Origin of the sequence: Celerinatantimonas marina (assembly GCF_046054165.1) — a bacterium.
Lineage (GTDB): Bacteria > Pseudomonadota > Gammaproteobacteria > Enterobacterales > Celerinatantimonadaceae > Celerinatantimonas.
Genome location: NZ_JBFNXK010000003.1, coordinates 91535 through 109675, shown reverse-complemented (window position 1 = coordinate 109675; position 18141 = coordinate 91535). Strand labels below are relative to the sequence as shown.

The window sequence follows — 18141 nt, the reverse complement described above, 5'->3', positions numbered from 1 at the left end:
TTAGTCACCTGATCGTTGGTGTTTAAATTGGAGGATTTGTCGTCGCTGTTTTTTATCTGGGCGACGTTCGGGAGCCAGCGGTTTAGGTTGCAGCCGTTGTTGTTCAGCCATCAGTGTCCGCTTGGCCAGACTTGCATCTGTTTCCTGATACAATGTCTGAGCCACAGGTGCACTACCTCGTTTATCACTTAACTGGACGACTAATACTTCTCTTGGTACATTGCCTTGCCATAAGCTGATTAGCGCGCCGGCTTCGACGATCTTACTGGGCTTACAACGTTGTTGATTGTAGTGGACTTTGCCTCCGGCAATCATCTCTCTGGCAAGCGCCCGGGTTTTGAAAAAACGAGCGGCCCACAGCCATTTATCTAAACGAACGTTGGATTGTTGCGTCATGTTAAGTTGGTCATTATGTGCCAAGGGGTAATTATATCAGCTTTTTACAGCATGAATGGAACTTATGACACGAGAAAAAATCTATAAAAAAAGTGGGATCGGCAACATAATTAGCGTGTTGTCTAGCTGTACATTACTCCGGCAGTGCTTATTATAGATAATAATTTAACTATCAATAGATGAGCTTTTATGTTGATACAAGCCCATTTTTCCGTTTAGCCAACGCTGGAAGCGTTGTACCCGTGATAAACTCATGAATGAATTTAGTCAAAGATTAGTGGCGATCTCGCAGAGGGTCACGTCGGTCCCGCCAGTAGTATGCCATTCGTTGGCCACAGTTTTGCTGTTGGTCGGTTGTTATCAGCTGGCATTGCTCACCTGGCAACTGTGGCCAGATGCATCCGATCCCCTGCCTGTTGCAACCGTACCTGCGGCGACTGGACCGTCGTCCCCTGATTTGAGCGTGCTGAAAAAGCTGCACCTGTTTGGAAAAGCACAATCAGCGGCTAGCGCGCAGGCTGATGCTCCCACGACCCAATTACCGATTCGTTTGACTGGCGTGATGTATAGTTCCGATGAACACAAAGCGCTGGCTGTGATTAGCCGGGCCAGCCAGCAATATATCTATGGGGTTGGAGAGACCATCGACGGGACGCAGGCTAAAATTCTGCACATTTATCCTTATTATATTGTATTGCAACGCGATGGACATCAGGAACGGCTGGAATTACCACAGAGCCAGCTGGATCGGCAGGCTGCTTTGCCCCGAATATCGACGCCAACATCGAGTTATCCTCCGCTCGTGTCACAGCAACTGGCTCAGCTGTTGGCCGATCCGGGGCAGTTTAATCAATTTATTCAGATTATTCCAAAACGGGATCAGGGACGGCTATTAGGATATCAACTACAGCCTGGGCCTCATCCGCAGTTATTTAATCAGTTAGGGTTTAAGCCAGGAGATTTGGCGATCGCAATCAATGGTCATTCATTAAATGATACTCGTGAGATTGTGAAAATTTATCGTCACTTTTCTGCAAACAGCAGTTATCAGGTCGAATTAATCAGACAGGGAGTGCATCTGACGGTGAATGTAAACCTTCCCGCTCCTGCATCCGAGGAGAATCCATCTTAATGAAATCAAAGGGAATTACATCGTTCCTTCGCGCCGCTGCCGTTGGGTTTGGGTTATTGTGCAGTATGTCAGTATTTGCCGCTGAATATTCTGCTAATTTCAAAGGAACTGAGATCACTGAGTTTATTAATACCATTGGGAGAAATCTCAATAAGACGATCATTATCGATCCTTCGATTCATGGTCAGGTAAATGTCCGTAGCTATAACATGCTCGATGAACACCAGTACTATCAGTTTTTCCTGAATGTGCTGGAGGTGTATGGGCTGGCTACGGTGGATATGCCGGATGGCGTGATTAAGGTTGTTCCGGTTCAGAATGCGAAAACATCGGCGATTCACTTAGCTTCGGCCAAACATCCCGGAGAAGGGGATGAAATGGTGACGCGGATTGTGCCGGTGAATAATGTCTCAGTGAAAGAATTAACGCCGATTTTACGTCAGCTGAATGATAGTAACGGAGGCGGTAACGTCATTCATTATGCGCCTTCGAACGTGATGATGATTACGGGGCGGGCCGCTGTCGTGAATCGAATGGTTGATATTATTCGGCAAGTCGATCAGGCGGATGACAAGCAGATCGACATTGTGCGGCTGAAATATGCGTCGGCCAATGAAATGGTGCGGGTGGTGAACTCGGTTATCAATAAAACCGATCAAAAAGATCAGCCTCAGGCCTTGATCCCGGCGGTGGTTGCCGATGAACGTACCAATAGTATTTTGGTATCGGGTAATCCTAAAGCTCGAGGACGAATTGCCCGGTTGGTCAATCAGCTGGATAGTGAGTTGCAATCGTACGGCAATACCCGGGTTTTTTATCTGAAATATGCCCATGCTAAAGATTTGGTGAAAGTGTTACAGGGTGTGAGTAAAACCTTGGTTCAGCAGGATAATAAAGCGAAAGGGACGACTCAATCGGGAGCATCGGGACAGAATTTTTCTATCGAATCATTTGATGATACTAATTCGTTGGTGATTACGGCGAAACCGGAGACGATGCGTTCGCTATCGAAAGTGATCCAGCAATTGGATATCCGGCGTGCTCAGGTGCACGTCGAAGCGATGATTATTGAAGTCGCCGATAACGATGGAGCTAATCTTGGGATCCAGTGGTTGACGCCTGCCGGTGGTACTCAATATACCAACGGTTCAAATATCTCGATTAGTAGTATCGCGGCAGGCATTTATAATGCCCAGAGTACGACCTCGACGGATTATTCTTCGTCAGGAACGTCAACCTCGACTTCATCGGATGGAGATGTCAGTGATTTAGCCAATACGTTGTCGAGTGCATCGGGCGCTTTGGTCGGTTTTTATAACCAGGGATGGGGAGCTTTGTTTCAGGCATCCCGGACCAATACCAAAAATAATATTTTGGCGACTCCGTCGATTACCACTTTGGATAATCAGCAGGCTTCGTTTTTGGTGGGTGAGGAAGTGCCCATTATTACCGGTTCAACTGCCAGCTCGGATAATTCCAATCCATTTACGACCGTTGAGCGTAAGGAAGTGGGAATTAAGCTGACGGTGACACCACAGATTAATGAGGGCAATGCCGTACAACTTAAGATCCAGCAAGAAGTTTCCGGTGTGAATGGACAGACCTCTGTTGATGTCACATTTTCGAAACGGCAGTTAGATACAACGGTGTTGGTGGATAGTGGTCAGACGGTTGTTTTAAGTGGTTTGATTGATAATGAAGTGGAACAGAGTGTCAGTAAAGTCCCATTACTGGGTGATATCCCCTATCTGGGAGCTTTATTCCGCTCATCATCCAGTAGTCAGGTGAAACGAAATCTGATGATTTTCATTAAACCGTCGATTATTCGTGATAGTTCGAGCATGCAGGATTTGAGTTCGCGTAAATACTCACAAATCAGAGCATTGGAGTTGTACCGTCAGGAGATGGGGATTCATTTAATGCCTAATGAAAAAACGCCGGCATTACCTGCATTTAATACGGATTTGTCTGATGAAATGCTACCGCCGGAGGTGAAAAAATATTTAGATCAGATGAAGCATGATCACTCGAACTCATCGACTGTGACGACTACGGCACCGGCGGCGAAGGAATAGGAAGTCTTTATGACGGATTCATTGACAGCAGAAGCGGCAACAGTGCCCCAACGGCTCCCCTATGGTTTTGCAAAAAACATGGGGGCGGTCTTTGATCCACTCTCTGGTCAGCTCTTTGCCTTAGCGAAGGTCCCTTTCAGTGTTTTGTCTGAAGTACAACGAATCTGCGGAGCATTTCATCTGGAAACGGTCGCACAAGATGTTTTCGAACAACATCTGACCCGGCTATATCAAAATGACTCCTCACAGGCCCGGCAACTGATGGAGAATCTCGGTAGTGAAATGGATTTCTACACTCTGGCCGGTGAGTTTCATGATGATGAAGATCTGCTGGAATCCGATGATGATGCGCCGATTATCCGGTTGTTGAATGCCATGTTGGGCGAAGCAATTAAAGAGGGGGCCAGTGATATCCATATTGAAACCTTCGAAAAAACCTTGTCGATTCGGTTTCGTATCGATGGCGTGTTGCGGGAAATTTTACGGCCCAATCGGCAATTAGCGGCATTGTTGACCGCTCGGGTTAAGGTGATGGCGCGTTTGGATATCGCGGAAAAACGGTTACCTCAAGATGGCCGTATTTCGCTTCGAATTGCCGGGCGAGCCGTGGATTTACGGGTTTCGACCATGCCTTCGAGTTTTGGGGAACGGGTTGTCTTGCGTTTGTTGGATAAACAGCAGGCTCGGCTGGACATGCAGTCGTTGGGGATGAAAGACAAGCAGTATCGAGAACTACTCGATCTCTTGCACAAACCGCATGGCATTATTTTGGTGACCGGACCAACCGGGTCGGGGAAAAGTACCACTCTGTATGCGGGGATCCATGCCATTAATACCCGGGAGCGCAATATTCTGACCGTCGAAGATCCGGTTGAATACAACATTGAAGGGATTGGTCAGACTCAGGTGAACAGTAAAGTCGATATGACGTTTGCCCGGGGATTACGCGCCATTTTGCGACAGGATCCGGACGTGGTCATGATTGGTGAAATCCGAGATTTTGAAACGGCAGAGATTGCGGTTCAGGCCAGTTTGACCGGACATTTAGTGCTCTCTACCTTGCATACGAATACGGCGATTGGGGCGGTGACTCGGCTACGAGATATGGGAATTGAGCCTTTTCTACTGGCGTCGTCATTGGTGGCCGTATTGGCTCAGCGATTGGTGCGGGTACTTTGTCCTCATTGCCGGGTCCCTCATCAGTTGACTAAAAAAGAGTGCCGAGCACTGGATTTGGATGCCACTGAATATCATCACCATGAGGTTTATGATGCGGGGGGATGTGAGCATTGTAATCAGACGGGCTTTAAAGGACGGACGGGGCTCTATGAACTGATTGTGATGAATGAAAAATTGCGGGAGTTGATCCACGAAGGGGCGAGTGAACAGGAGATGCTGGAGATCGCTCGTCGTCATTATCCCCCGATTATTAGTGATGGCACGGCCAAGATCCTAGCCGGTGAAACCAGTTTGTCAGAAGTGCTGCGCGTGACGCGCGAGGATCGTTGATGGCGGCATATCAATATCAGGCGGTTGATGCTCAGGGTCGGAAAAAGAAAGGCGTTGTTGATGGTGAATCAGCCCGAGCCGTGCGAGTTCAGCTACGGAGTCAAGGATTAACGCCGCTGGTTATTGAAGCGGCGAGTTCAGCCAAAGTAGCGACCGAACAAAAGCAAGGGAAACGAGTTCGGCGGATTAAAAGTGCTGATTTAACCTTGTTAACCCGGCAACTGGCGACGCTGATTGCTGCGGCATTACCCGTCGAAGAAGCGCTGCGGGCGGTCGCAAAGCAGACCAATAAAAATAATGTGAAAGGTTTACTATTTGAGCTGCGTAGCCAGGTGGCTCAAGGATATTCACTCTCGGAGAGTATGAGCGGCTTTCCTCGGGTTTTTGATGATTTGTATCGTGCGATGGTGGCGGCGGGTGAGCGGACCGGGAATCTGGATTTAGTGTTGAATCGTCTGGCTGATTACACTGAGCAACGGCAACAGATCCGAATGAAAACCCTACAGGCGATGATCTATCCAGCGGTATTGGTGGTGGTCTCGGTGGCGGTGATTGTGATCCTGCTCAGCGCGGTGGTGCCGCAGATTATTGCGCAGTTTGTGCATATGGGGCAGGAACTGCCGCTTTCGACCCGGATCCTGATTATTCTGAGTGATGGTATTCGGAATAATGGTTGGTGGATGGCGCTGTTGATTGTGGTTGTGATTATGGCCGTGCGCAGTGCATTAAAAAAAGAGGCGATTCGCATGCGCTGGCATCGGCAGAGTCTGTCTTTGCCGGTGATGGGGCGTGTGATTTCTGAATTGCAGACGGCTCGTTTTGCCCGTACTTTAAGTATTTTAACCGCTAGCGCCGTGCCGCTCGTTGAAGCGATGCAAATTGCCAGTCAGGTGTTATCGAATCTGTATGCCCGTTCCAAACTGATCTTTGCCAGCGAATCGGTTCGGAAAGGGAATCCGCTGCTCAGTACTTTCTCCGAAACCGGATTATTCTCTCCCATGTTATTGCAGATGATTGCCAGTGGGGAACAAACCGGCGAATTGGAACAGATGTTGGAACGTGCGGCTGATTTTCAGGATCGGGAATTCAGTTATCGAGTTTCTATTGCACTGGCTATTTTTGAACCAGTGTTGATTGTAACGATGGCCGCCATCGTTCTCTTTATTGTGATGGCGATTATTCAGCCTATCTTAGCTTTAAACAACATGATCGGTTAATGGATCGATGGAGGAATATCAGTGATGCGCAGACAACAACATCGTCGTAGTCGGGGATTTACGTTGTTAGAAGTAATGGTCGTGATTGTGATCATCGGATTGATGGCGACACTGGTCGTCCCTAATCTGATGGGCAATAAAGAAAAAGCCGACCAAAAAAAAGCACTGGCCGATATTGTGGCTCTGGAGAATGCACTGGATATGTATAAATTGGATAACAATGTGTATCCCACCACCGAGCAAGGATTACAGGCGTTAGTTACTCAACCTCAGATCGAGCCGTTGCCGCAAAATTATCGGCAGGGAGGTTATATTCGTCGGTTACCGGAAGATCCTTGGGGTCAGGCTTATCAGTTGCATTCGCCCGGTGAGCATGGCTCGATCGATGTTTTTTCTGATGGTCCGGATCGTCAGGAAGGCACGCAGGATGATATTGGGAATTGGAATATTAAATAATGCATTCTCAGCGCGGTTTTACATTGCTGGAATTATTACTGGTGATTGCCTTGATCGGGATCGGCAGTTCGGTCGTTATTTATTCTATGGGGCCCAATAGTACTCAGCAAGCCAGTGAACAGAAGGTTCGTTTTCTGGCGGAACAACTGCGCTTTGCCCGGGATCAGGCCGTTTTGAATCAGCAGCCTTTGGGGTTGAATCTGACGGATAACGGCTATCGTTTTTATGACTACCGCAACCAGCGTTGGCAATTGTTACAAGGTCATTTTCAGCCTGTGCATGGACCGCTGCAACTGTCATTACAAATTGATGGGAAAGCCATTGATCTGACGCCGCCTAAACCGACGAAACGAATCGCCGAGGGCGATGGAACCGGGATGCTCAAGTCTGAGGTAAAACACCCCCCAATGCCGCCTATGCAGCTGTTTTTCAACGGGGATGGGATCTGGCCGGATTTCCAATTGAGTGTTGTGATCCAAGGGGTTCGTTGGATGATTGCAGTCGATGATCGTCAGCAACTGGTTGTAGAACGCGGGCTCGCTTCATGAGGCATAATCGGGGATTTACGCTGCTGGAAGTGATTGTCGCAATGGCGGTGTTGGCCATTGCCGGATTATCGCTGATTCAGGCTGGAAATGCGCATCTGGGGCATGTAAGTCATTTAGAGCGGAATGCGGTTGCTGATTGGGTCGCTGATAATGTGCTGGTTGATGCTCGGTTGAAATCGAAGTTAGAAGCGTCTCAGGGACAGGTAACGATGGCCGGACGTGTTTGGTACTGGCGAATTGTACTCGGGCAGCCCAATCGTTGGTTGATTCCATTTCAGGTGGAAATCCGATTGTCACCCGATCAGAATCCGATCATTACCCGGGTCAGCTATTTAGGACGCTCTGAGTCATGAGTCGTGCGAGGGCGCGGCAGCATGGTTTTACCTTGCTGGAAATGCTGATTGCTTTAGTTGTTTTTGCCATGTTGAGTCTGGGCGGGTACCAGATGTTGAGAGGGTTGACCAATACGGCTTTAGTCAGCCGTCGACATAGTGATCAATTGGCCGCATTGGAACGCACATTTGCACTGATGGGGGCTGATTTTCATCAAGCCACGATGCTTTCGTTGCGAGGCATGAAGCTGCAAGGTGTTGCCGGTGGCCCTGGGTGGCTAGGAAGTGACCAGGGCGGCATTTCTCTGATTCGGCTGGGATGGAAAAATGTTCAGGCGAAAGAGCAGCGCTCCGGTGTTTTAAGAGTCGGGTATATCGTTGAAGATGGTGTTTTAATTCGCCAGTTTTATCGTCATTTGAATCCGGTGAGTGGCCAGTTACCGCAACAGCAACGGTTATTGACGGATGTTAGTCAGTTGCAGTTCCGTTTTTTTGAAAAAGGGGGGGGATGGTTAACTCGTTGGCATCGTAATGACCAGCTTCCTCAGGCTATTGAAGTGACTTTTAGTATCAAAGGGGTGGGCAAATTACGACGGAGCTTTTTACTGACTCCCGATTATCAGGCGGTTGAAAAAATGATGCAGGCTCAGGAAGATGAGACGAGTACGCTGGAATAGGCGCGCCCGGCAGCAAGGGGTCGCATTATTGGTCGTGATGTTGATCATCGTGATGATGATCCTGATCACGAGCCGGTTGAGTAACCGTTTAAGTGTGGATATTGAACGTGTCAGCCAGGTTCAGGCTCAATCAGATAACTGGCAGCGATTGCTCAGTGGGGAAGCCTTAGCGGTTGGAGTGCTGCGTTATGATATGGAGCGTTCGACTGAATTGTCGTTGGCGCAGGATTGGGCCAGTCAGCATATTCAGTTGCCTGTCAGTGGCGGTATGCTCCGTGGCCAGATTGTGGATCAGCGAACCTGTTTTAATTTAAATGCACTGGCTCAGCCCAATAATCGGGGAGCCCAGTCGATGGTTCAGATGTTGTTTACCCGCTTACTGATGATCCAGGGGGTTTCATCCAGTCAAGCGCGTGATATTGCTGCCGCGACGCGGGACTGGGTGGATAGCGATCAAGATACCATCAGTTATGGTGCTGAGGATCGGGCTTATCACGATGCTCATTATCGAACCAGTGATGCCCCTTTGGTGAGTAAATCCCAGTGGCGGGAAGTGCAAGGGGTCAGTGCCGAGATCTATCGAAATGTGAGTCCCTTGCTGTGTGTCTTGCCATCCGAACGGTTACTGATTGATATTAATACGATTCAAGAGGCGCAGGCACCGCTACTAGAAATGTTGTTTTATGGTTATGTCAACCATCATGCCGCACTGGCCGTCATTCGTCGTCGTCCTCATCAAGGATATCAGCGGGTGCTACAAATGATGGCGAGCCCTGAGCTGGCTAAAGTGCGTTTAGAGCAAGGTGTATTAAGAACAATGACGACAACCAGTCGTTATTTTTTAGTGAAATTACAGGCACAGACGGAAGACGGACAAGTGAGTTCATTGAATTCACTGGTCGTCCGGCGCGGCGTGTCCAATATGCATGTGGTGCGTCGCACGTTAGGAGATTGGGATTGAAGGAAGTATTGCTTATTCATTTAGGGACAGACCTCTCGGCTGAGATGGATTGGTTATGCTGGTCTCCTGATACGATGCAGACGGTGGGGAGCGGTGTGCTGGAAAACGCACAGCAACTGGTGCATTTGCAGGAAATGGCCCGGCAGCGGCAGGTGATCGTGTTGCTTCCGGGGCAACGGGTCAGTGTGCTACAGGTTCCATTAACTCGAACTCAATACCGGCAGATCCAGTCTCATTTAACCTATCTGTTCGAAGATCAGTTAGCCTGCGATCCGGAGCAGGTTCACATCACATCGCTGGATTACCAAGATGGCATTTTTAGTGCCGCCATTGTGGATCATTCCTGGATGGAAAGTTGGTTGCAGCAGTTTTCACAAGCAGGGATTGCGCCCGGGCGCTGGCTTCCAGATTATCTGGCTCTCCCCAATTCTGATCCATCGACCGTGTCATTGTTACACTATCGGGGCGGTTGGTTGATCCGCCAGCAGCATGGTGTGAGCGGATATATTGATGATCACTGGCTGGAAAAAGTTCTTTCGGAAATGAGCTGGGAACCTTCGATGGTGTTGGTCAGTGATATTCCGGCAGAACGGATTGATCCCTCATGGCAGCGTCAAGCGATGGACGTTGAGTTGCCATTACAGAGCCTTGTCACCGGGGCGTTGCAAAGTCGAGTCAATTTGTTGCATGGGGCATACCGTCAGGAACATGCCAGTGGTTTTTCCTGGCGTCGCTGGCGTTGGTTTATGGCCAGTGCTGTTTTTGTGGTGGTCTTAGCGGTTGCTCAGCTGTTGGCTCATAGCTGGCAGTTGCAGCAGCAAGTTAAGACTGGTGAGCAGCAGTTAGCGAGTCTTTACCAACGCGTGTATCACCGGCAGCCGCCAGCGGCCGCTTATGTCCAACAAGCTTTGCGACAGGCGATGCGTCATTCCCGGAGTTCGGGGGTTTCGCATGGGCTGTTATCGATGTTGGCTCACTTAACACCGGTGTTCTCACAATTTCCGGATTTAAAAATCAATGGCCTGAATTATGACGATAGCAGTCATACGATGACGTTACAGGTGAGCGCGCCATCATTCGCTAGTTTTGAACAGTTTACAAAAGCGGCCCGACCGATGCTGGTGCAAAGTGGGGCTCAAAGCCGTCAGGGCGATCATGTGAATGCAACGTTAACGATTAAGGAGAGACCATGAAGCAGTGGTGGCAGGGTCGTTCACTTCGGGAACGCTGGATTTTAGGGATTGCAGGGGGATTGGTTTTAATTTTGATCGTTTACCAGCAGGGATGGCAGCGCTTGCAGAATTTGGATCAGCAAGCTCGGCGAGCGATCGATCAGCAGCAACAAATCTTGATTTGGGCTCAGCAGCAGGGAAATCGACTGGATCAGGTTGTGGCGTCGAATGGCGCACCATCCCAGCCGACCGCAACTTTTTCGCAGACGGCCAATCAGAGTGCGACAGATTTTGGCATTTCACTGACCCGACTGCAGCAGCAACAGGATCATTATAATGTTTGGATCGCCCCGGTTGCTTTTGATCCATTGTTAAGCTGGCTGGCGCAGATGGAGCAACAGCATGGATATCGAGTCGAAACGATTAATATTCAGGCGGATAAAGAGAGTGGTATCGTGCAGGTCTCTCGGCTGCGTTTTGGGCGATGAATATGAAAAAGCAGTTTGGGATCGGGGGAATTGCGGTGGTTGTTTATCTGCTGACACTGCTAATACATACTCCCAGCAGTCGACTTGTCCATTGGTTTGTTCCTGAATCGGTTCGGATCTCAGGGCCCCAAGGTTCTTTAATGCAGGGGCAAATGGCTCAATTGCAATGGCAGAATTGGCACCTGGAGCAGGTTCACTGGCGGCTGCATCCCTGGGCTTTACTCAGTGGTCGAGCTGTGTTTGATCTATCCTTTCATGGGGATCTGTCAGGACAGGCTCAAGGGGTATTGACGCCTTGGGGCTGGCAAATACGGCAGGTAAACACACAAATAGCCGCTGCAGCGCTGCTGTCACATTTGTTTAGAGATGAGCCGCCGGTACAATTAAGCGGTATCATTCAGCTGCAAAATGTTCAGTTTCAGCCCAGTGAGCCCGGCTGTCGAAAACTGACGGGGCAAATTCGCTGGCAGGACCCACAGCTGCAATCGGCATTGGGGGCTTTAAAGCCATCCCCTCTGCAGGGACAATTGACATGTGATAACGCTGAGCCTCGATTTCAGTTAACGCATCGGGGGGTGTTGTTTTCGGCTGATGGGAACGTGCGGTTATCGCCGGATCGCTGGCAGTGGCAGATGAACTTCAAACCTACGGCTCAGTTTCCTCAAAGTTATCTGGCTGTTGTAAAACAATATTTCCGGGTGAGTAAGGATGGTTTCTATCATCTTGAACGTTCAGGGAAATTAACCCCATAGCCCTGTCCCAGCGATAGCTAACATTGATGGATGCGTACCGAACCTTGTGAACTTTTACTTTAAAAAAACATGGGACGCGTTAGCATAGAGTGAATGATAATCGCGTGATGAGGTGATATGGCTACCCTGCCTAAATTGCTGGGGAAAGAGATTTCTGCCCGGAGTCGTTTTTTTACAGTTGAAGCGCTGCATTTGGAATTTGCCAATGGTAGTCAGCGTGTTTATGAACGTTTGCTGGGGGGAAATTCGGGAGCCGTGATGATGGTTCCCGTGACAGAAAACGATGAACTACTTTTGGTGAGCGAATATGCGGCTGCCAGTGAGCGTTATGAGCTAAGCTTTCCTAAAGGCATTGTTGATTCAGGTGAAACGACAGCGCAGGCGGCCAACCGTGAACTTCAGGAAGAGATCGGCATGGCGGCTCAGCAGCTCTCGTTGTTGAAGGAATTGACGGTCGCTCCCAGCTATTTTTGTGGCTCAATGCAGATTTTTGTCGCTCAGGGGCTTTATCCATCGCGATTGGAGGGAGATGAGCCGGAGCCGTTGCAAGTGGAACGTATCCCCATTGCGCAATCGTTTGAATTATTGGAGCAGCCCCAGTTTAGTGAAGCCCGGACCATTGCCGCGTTATTTCTTTTTCATCAGTGGTGGCAACAACAGAGGTAAGGCATGCAGCAGTTGGATTTATTACAGCCTCAGGTCGAAAAGATTGCCCGCCAGGCCGGTCAGGCTATTTTAGAATTGTATCAAAGTGGTTGTTATCAGTCTGAGATCAAAGCTGATGATACTCCCGTGACCAGTGCTGATTATGCGGCTCACCAGATTATTATGCAGCAACTGCAACAGTTGACGCCAGAATACCCGGTATTGTCGGAAGAACAGGCGGATATTCACTTGCAGGAGCGCCAGCAGTGGCAGCGGTACTGGCTGGTGGATCCCATGGATGGAACTCAGGAATTTGTTTCTGGAACTGGTGATTTTTCAACGATGATTGCCCTGATTGATCAGGGGGAACCTGTCTTAGGGCTGGTTTATGCTCCGGTTTCGGATGTTTGTTACTTTGCAATCAAAGGCCAAGGGGCTTATAAACGACAGGGAATGGCAAGCGCACAGCCGATTTCTTGTACTCATTATCAGCGAGCACCTGATCTGATTTCGATTGCCGTGAGCCGGGTTCAGAAAGAACAGAAATTAAGACGGATCCTTAATCCAGATTTTAATTATTCATTGATCCCTTTGGGAAGTGCCAGTTTAAAAAGTTGCCTAGTGGCCGAAGGGCAAGCCGACTGCTACATTCGGTTAGGGCCTACCGGAGAATGGGATATCGGTGCTCCTCAGGTGATTCTACGGGAAGCGGGCGGCGTTTTGCTAGATCTGAATCTGCAGCCGATGAGTTTTAATCGCCATGAATCGCTGTTGAATCCAGATTTCATCGGTATTGGCGATCAGAGCCTGCCGTGGGCTGATATTATTGCCAAAATTCCGCAAAATGATCGCATTCGGTCACGATTTTAAGCCACAAAAGTAAGTGGTTGCTCACAGATATCCGCCCCTGCTCATGGATATAATAAACCCGTGGCTCAGGTTAGAAATATCTGAGCGACCACGATGTGTGATCGTGATAATTTAAATTGATTGGCTCTTAAAGCTCCACTATAGTGACTATAGTTTTACGCACTGATTTTGCCGAATCAGTGCGTTTTTTATGGCCACTCTTCAGCTTTTTGAGCTCGAAACCTAAAACGCAGCACCAGGATGAGTTGCTGCTTTGAGAAGGTTATTTGGCCATTAGCCAAGCCATTAAACCGAAAGCTAATGAAGCCATCACCATCGAACCGGCTAGGTTCAGCAAGATATTACTGATGGCCGCCATCATTTTCCCGAGTTGAATTAAAGATAACGTTTCTGCCGTAAAGGTGGAAAAAGTCGTTAAGCCCCCGCAAAAACCGGTAGTGATCATCAGTTTCCAGGCCGGATCTAGCTGTGGCATTTTAGCGAAAAATGTCATCCCAATCGCGATGATAAAGGCCCCCAGCATATTGACGGCGAGGGTGCCCAATGGCAGGGTTCCAGTGACTGGATTAAGTTTCAGGCTGATAAACCAACGCAGCATACTGCCGCAGCCGCCGCCAATGAAGACGGCAATCAATGTCGATAACATAAGACCTCTGGATCATTTTTATTCGAAGACCGATCGCGTTAGTGCGCGACAGTAGGCAGGCATCATCAGCCGAAAAGGCGGTTATGGAGGAATGCCATCTCCATTGGAACCCTATCTTACACATATTTAGGGGGCTATCCCAGTCAGTGATAGCCCGTTATTCTTTTTTAGCCAGCATTTCGCGGAGGGCGGCCACACCGGCCAATCCTTTTTGTTGACGCTGTTGGGGCGTTTGTTCGTTAGGGCGGTTGCCCCACTGAAGGTCATCCTGAGGCAGTTCCATCAAAAAGCGACTGGGTTCCGGTCGGGTCACTTCTCCAAACTGGCGACGTTCTCGGGTGAGTGTAAACGTGAGTTCCTGCTGGGCCCGGGTAATACCCACATAGGCCAGACGCCGTTCTTCTTCGATATTGTCTTCATCAATGGAAGTTTGATGGGGGAGTAGACCCTCTTCCATACCGATAAGATAGACATAGGGAAATTCAAGTCCTTTGGAGGCATGCAGTGTCATCAGCTGGACCTGATCGGTATCAGCGTCATCTTCACCCCGTTCCATCATATCCCGCAGGATCAGTCGGTTGACGACTTCAGTTAAAGTCATGGGATCTTGATCCGCATCCCCTTCGAGCATATCGCTGACCCATTTAAATAATTGAGATATATTCTGCATCCGCATTTCGGCCGCTTTGGCGCTTGGGCTGGTTTCATAAAGCCAGTCTTCATAATGGATATCTCGAATCAGATCGCGGACGGCTTCTTGCGTATTGCCTCGCATCGCACGATCCGAGAGTTCGACTAGCCAGCGGAAAAAGAATTCGACGGCTTGTTTGCCCCGGCCACTTAACTGTTGTTGCAGGTTTTCATCACAGGCGGCCTGATACAGGCTGATATGACGTTCATTGGCAAAATGACCGATTTTTTCTAGCGTGACCGGACCGATTTCCCGGCGGGGAACATTAATGATCCGCAGCAGGGCGCTATCGTCATCTGGATTGACCAGCAGTCTTAAATAGGCCATCAAATCCTTGATTTCTGCGCGTGAGAAAAAGGACTGCCCACCACTGATTCGGTAGGGGATCCGATTGGTCATCAAGGCTTTTTCAAGTAATCGAGATTGATGATTCCCTCGGTATAAAACGGCATAGTCTCGGTATTGAGTTCGATTGATAAAGCGGTGACCCATCAGTTCGGCAATGACGCGTTCCGCTTCCTGTTCCTCATTTTTGGCGATCAATACTTTGAGTGGTTCGCCGTGGTTCAATTCTGAAAAAAGCCGTTTATCAAATAGATGCTCGTTATTCTCAATTAAAATATTGGCACATTTTAAAATCCGCTGGGTTGAACGATAGTTCTGCTCCAGTTTGATCACTCGTAGCTGGGGAAAATCCTGTTGCAGAAGAGATAGGTTTTGCGGATTAGCTCCTCGCCAGGAGTAGATGGATTGATCATCATCTCCCACGACCGTGAAAAAGGCCCGTTCTCCGACTAATAATCGGATAAGCTGATATTGACTGGTATTGGTGTCTTGATATTCGTCGACCAACAGGTAACGGATCTTATTTTGCCAGCGTTGCCGAACCTGTTCATTCAGGCGTAAGAGCAGGGTTGGCATCAGGATCAGATCATCAAAGTCGAGCGCATTGTAGGCCGTAAGTTGACGCTGATAACGACGATATAATTCGGCAAAGAGCTGTTCTTTCTCGCTGCCCTGCGCAGGCAGTTGTTCTGGAAGACGTAGGTCGTTTTTCCAACGGCTAATTTGCTGCTGCAACTGGCGTAGGAGATCTTTATCGCCCTGTAGCTGTGTTTCACTGAGTTCTTTGAGCAAAGCCATCTGGTCATGATCATCAAATAACGAGAAATTAGGCTTCAGATTCAGGGCTTGATGTTCGCGTTTGATGATTTCCAAGCCCAATGTATGAAAGGTGGAAATCGTTAAGCCCCGAGCTTTTTGTCGGCCTAGTGTTTGCCGAACACGTTCAGCCATTTCCCGAGCGGCTTTGTTGGTAAACGTCACCGCCGCAATATGGCGACCAGAATAGCCACAGCGTTCAATGAGATGTGCAATTTTTTGGGTAATCACCCGAGTTTTGCCACTCCCGGCACCGGCTAAAACCAGACATGGGCCGGTTACAAATTCAACGGCTTGTTGTTGGGCTGGATTTAATTTCACGCTAGGAGCTCCTTGCTAATGGCTGAGCATTTTAGCAAGGAGCTTTAAGAATACCAATTACAGAATGAATTGACTTAGTTGGTCATGCAGTCGTTTGGCAATGGCGTCTAGTTGACGTGCTTGCCCGGTACTTTCGGTGGCCTGTTGTTGCAGGTTATCGGATACATCTGAAATCCCCTGAGTATTACGGCTGATCTCTTCGGTAACGGCTCGCTGTTCTTCAGCGGCACTGGAGATCTGGGTGACCATATCGTTAATTTGTAAAATGGATTGGGTTATATCATCCAGCATGGTGGCGGCTGTTTGGGCATCGTCGACACTGTGTTGGGCTTTTTCTCGGCTTTGGCGCATCGTTTGTACGGTCGATTGCGTATTTGTGGCTAGTTTCTTCAACATCTCCCGGATCTCTTCCGTGGAGTGCTGGGTTCGTTGTGACAGGTTTCGCACTTCATCGGCAACGACCGCAAAACCACGGCCCTGTTCTCCGGCTCGGGCCGCTTCAATGGCAGCATTCAGAGCTAGTAGGTTGGTTTGTTCAGCAATATCTTGAATCGTCCCGAGAATCGTCGCAATCTCCTGACTATCATCATCCAACTGTTGTACACCCTGTGCGGTGATATCCAACTGTTCGGCCAGCGTTTTAATCTGTTGTTGATTGGCTCGGATCACCTCTCGGCCTTTCTCGCTCGCTTGAGTTGAATCATGGGCCGCATGGGCGGCCTGTTCCGCATTGGCTGCGACATCACTGGCCGTTGCACTCATTTGATGCAATGCGGTAGCGACCTGGGTGACTTCCTGTTGCTGATGGGTGAGCGCTTCTTGTGAGTGATCGATTGATTGTGCTGTTTGCCGGGCGTTTTCATTTAACTGTTCGGCATCGCCATAGATCGCCTTGAGCATTTGATGGATCCGTTCAATGAACACATTGAAGCTTTGGGCTAGTTTGCCGATTTCATCATTTTGCTCCAGTTGGATCCGTTTGGTGAGATCTGCGTTTCCGCTCCCGAGATCATCAACCGCTTGTTGGAGTTTTTTCAGTGGTTTAAATGCAAATTGAATGGCACCGTATAGAACCAGAACGACGATAAGAAAGCTAATGACGCCTAAGGTAATGGATTGGATTAAACGACTGTTGGCTTCGGCATAGGCTAATTGCCGGTTGATGCTTAATCCCAAATACCATTCTGTTCCCGGAACTGGGATGAAACTCACTAGACTTGGTTTGCCCTGAATATTCACGTCCTGAAGCTGTGTACTCTGTGCTAAGTGTTCTGCATTCAGTTGAGGACTGATTTGACTGATGGGTTTCAGAACAAATTTAAGGTCTGGATAAACTAGTAGCGTCCCTGTTTTATCGACTAAAAAGGCCTGAGTGGTGTCATTACTGAGTGCATTGATGAGCTGAACCATTTTGTCTAGGGATAGATCAATGGCGAAGACCCCATTGGGAACTTTTCGACCGATGGTCATCACCAGTTCATGGGTACTGGCATCGACATAAGGCATTGGATAGTAGATCCCTTGCATCGGTTGTTTCCGAACATCCTGGTACCAAGGGCGAACTCGGGGATCATAGCCTTCCGGGATCTTATAGCTATCGTCACCGACCAGCATTTCTCCCTGTTCGGAGGCATAGTAGGTTAGGGTGAGTTGCCCGGTTAACTGAGCCTGACGCAGTTTGGCCTTTAACTGATCATCATGCGGAAACTGACTGATGGTTTTAAGAATATGAACTTTTTCCTGTAACCAGCTGTTGAGCTGATTGGCAGTGGTGTGGCCAAGTTGTATGGTGTGGCGTTGGAGCGTGTTTTGTAAATTTTGCCGTAAGTTAAATGTCTCCGTAGTGATTTGTATCGCGGTTAATACCGCGAGTACAAGCACGACAGTCAAGACAAGCTTTTGTTTGATTGACATATGCACTATTCCTTTAATGACTCTTTAAGATGCCGACAAATGCCATGACGAATATGATCCGCATGGTAAAGTTGTGTCTGAGGCCTTGTTCTGTTTGAGGTTATTATTATTCATTCCGATCTTTTGGGTATCGGCACTAGCGTTTGAACATTTAATGTAACATCTTTTATTTACTCTT

General features: G+C 48.7%; 18 protein-coding genes and 1 riboswitch. Of the genes, 14 read left to right on the top strand and 4 right to left on the bottom strand.

The window, feature by feature from the left end; genetic code table 11:
- A complete protein-coding gene (gene hslR / locus ABUE20_RS04430) occupies positions 1-396 on the bottom strand; it encodes a ribosome-associated heat shock protein Hsp15 (protein WP_408618638.1) in 396 nt (131 codons plus the stop codon).
- A gap of 253 nt (positions 397-649) precedes the next feature.
- Here hslR and gspC point away from each other — a divergent pair, with 253 nt between their 5' ends.
- The 14 genes from gspC to cysQ all read left to right on the top strand — a co-directional run bounded on the left by gspC (position 650) and on the right by cysQ (position 13230).
- Positions 650-1528 (top strand): type II secretion system protein GspC, encoded by an 879-nt coding sequence (gene gspC, locus ABUE20_RS04425; protein ID WP_408618637.1) that lies wholly within the window; start codon positions 650-652, stop codon positions 1526-1528.
- The gene (gspD, locus tag ABUE20_RS04420; protein ID WP_408618636.1) at positions 1528-3603 is read left to right on the top strand and encodes a type II secretion system secretin GspD; all 2076 of its coding nucleotides are present in this window, start codon (positions 1528-1530) and stop codon (positions 3601-3603) included. The genes gspC and gspD overlap by 1 nt, the downstream gene beginning before the upstream one ends.
- Before the next feature lie 9 nt (positions 3604-3612).
- The gene (gspE, locus tag ABUE20_RS04415) at positions 3613-5112 is read left to right on the top strand and encodes a type II secretion system ATPase GspE (RefSeq protein WP_408618635.1); all 1500 of its coding nucleotides are present in this window, start codon (positions 3613-3615) and stop codon (positions 5110-5112) included.
- Complete coding sequence (gene gspF / locus ABUE20_RS04410; RefSeq protein WP_408618634.1) at positions 5112-6329, top strand: type II secretion system inner membrane protein GspF; 1218 nt, start codon at positions 5112-5114, stop codon at positions 6327-6329. Before gspE ends, gspF begins: the two co-directional genes overlap by 1 nt.
- 24 nt (positions 6330-6353) lie before the next feature.
- Positions 6354-6785 (top strand): type II secretion system major pseudopilin GspG, encoded by a 432-nt coding sequence (gene gspG / locus ABUE20_RS04405; protein WP_408618633.1) that lies wholly within the window; start codon positions 6354-6356, stop codon positions 6783-6785.
- Positions 6785-7333 (top strand): type II secretion system minor pseudopilin GspH, encoded by a 549-nt coding sequence (gene gspH, locus ABUE20_RS04400; RefSeq protein WP_408618632.1) that lies wholly within the window; start codon positions 6785-6787, stop codon positions 7331-7333. The genes gspG and gspH overlap by 1 nt, the downstream gene beginning before the upstream one ends.
- Complete coding sequence (gene gspI, locus ABUE20_RS04395; RefSeq protein ID WP_408618631.1) at positions 7330-7686, top strand: type II secretion system minor pseudopilin GspI; 357 nt, start codon at positions 7330-7332, stop codon at positions 7684-7686. The genes gspH and gspI overlap by 4 nt, the downstream gene beginning before the upstream one ends.
- Complete coding sequence (gspJ, locus tag ABUE20_RS04390; protein WP_408618630.1) at positions 7683-8342, top strand: type II secretion system minor pseudopilin GspJ; 660 nt, start codon at positions 7683-7685, stop codon at positions 8340-8342. The genes gspI and gspJ overlap by 4 nt, the downstream gene beginning before the upstream one ends.
- A complete protein-coding gene (gene gspK, locus ABUE20_RS04385) occupies positions 8320-9303 on the top strand; it encodes a type II secretion system minor pseudopilin GspK (protein WP_408618629.1) in 984 nt (327 codons plus the stop codon). The genes gspJ and gspK overlap by 23 nt, the downstream gene beginning before the upstream one ends.
- A complete protein-coding gene (gene gspL, locus ABUE20_RS04380; protein WP_408618628.1) occupies positions 9300-10496 on the top strand; it encodes a type II secretion system protein GspL in 1197 nt (398 codons plus the stop codon). The genes gspK and gspL overlap by 4 nt, the downstream gene beginning before the upstream one ends.
- The gene (locus ABUE20_RS04375) at positions 10493-10963 is read left to right on the top strand and encodes a type II secretion system protein M (protein ID WP_408618627.1); all 471 of its coding nucleotides are present in this window, start codon (positions 10493-10495) and stop codon (positions 10961-10963) included. Before gspL ends, ABUE20_RS04375 begins: the two co-directional genes overlap by 4 nt.
- Positions 10964-10965: 2 nt before the next feature.
- Complete coding sequence (locus tag ABUE20_RS04370) at positions 10966-11715, top strand: type II secretion system protein N (protein ID WP_408618626.1); 750 nt, start codon at positions 10966-10968, stop codon at positions 11713-11715.
- Between the two features lie 117 nt (positions 11716-11832).
- On the top strand, positions 11833-12381 hold the full coding sequence (gene nudE, locus ABUE20_RS04365) for an ADP compounds hydrolase NudE (RefSeq protein WP_408618625.1): 549 nt from the start codon (positions 11833-11835) through the stop codon (positions 12379-12381).
- A gap of 3 nt (positions 12382-12384) precedes the next feature.
- A complete protein-coding gene (gene cysQ / locus ABUE20_RS04360; protein WP_408618624.1) occupies positions 12385-13230 on the top strand; it encodes a 3'(2'),5'-bisphosphate nucleotidase CysQ in 846 nt (281 codons plus the stop codon).
- Between the two features lie 262 nt (positions 13231-13492).
- Here the strand turns inward: cysQ and crcB are convergent, their stop codons facing one another.
- The 3 genes from crcB to ABUE20_RS04345 form a co-directional block, all read right to left on the bottom strand.
- On the bottom strand, positions 13493-13876 hold the full coding sequence (gene crcB, locus ABUE20_RS04355; RefSeq protein ID WP_408618623.1) for a fluoride efflux transporter CrcB: 384 nt from the start codon (positions 13874-13876) through the stop codon (positions 13493-13495).
- Positions 13877-13925: 49 nt separating this feature from the next.
- Positions 13926-13987, bottom strand: a riboswitch (Fluoride riboswitch).
- 46 nt (positions 13988-14033) lie between these two features.
- Positions 14034-16049, bottom strand: coding sequence for a DNA helicase Rep (rep, locus tag ABUE20_RS04350; protein ID WP_408618622.1), 2016 nt, complete (start codon positions 16047-16049; stop codon positions 14034-14036).
- Positions 16050-16106: 57 nt separating this feature from the next.
- Complete coding sequence (locus ABUE20_RS04345) at positions 16107-17963, bottom strand: methyl-accepting chemotaxis protein (protein ID WP_408618621.1); 1857 nt, start codon at positions 17961-17963, stop codon at positions 16107-16109.
- Between the last annotated feature and the right edge of the window lie 178 nt (positions 17964-18141).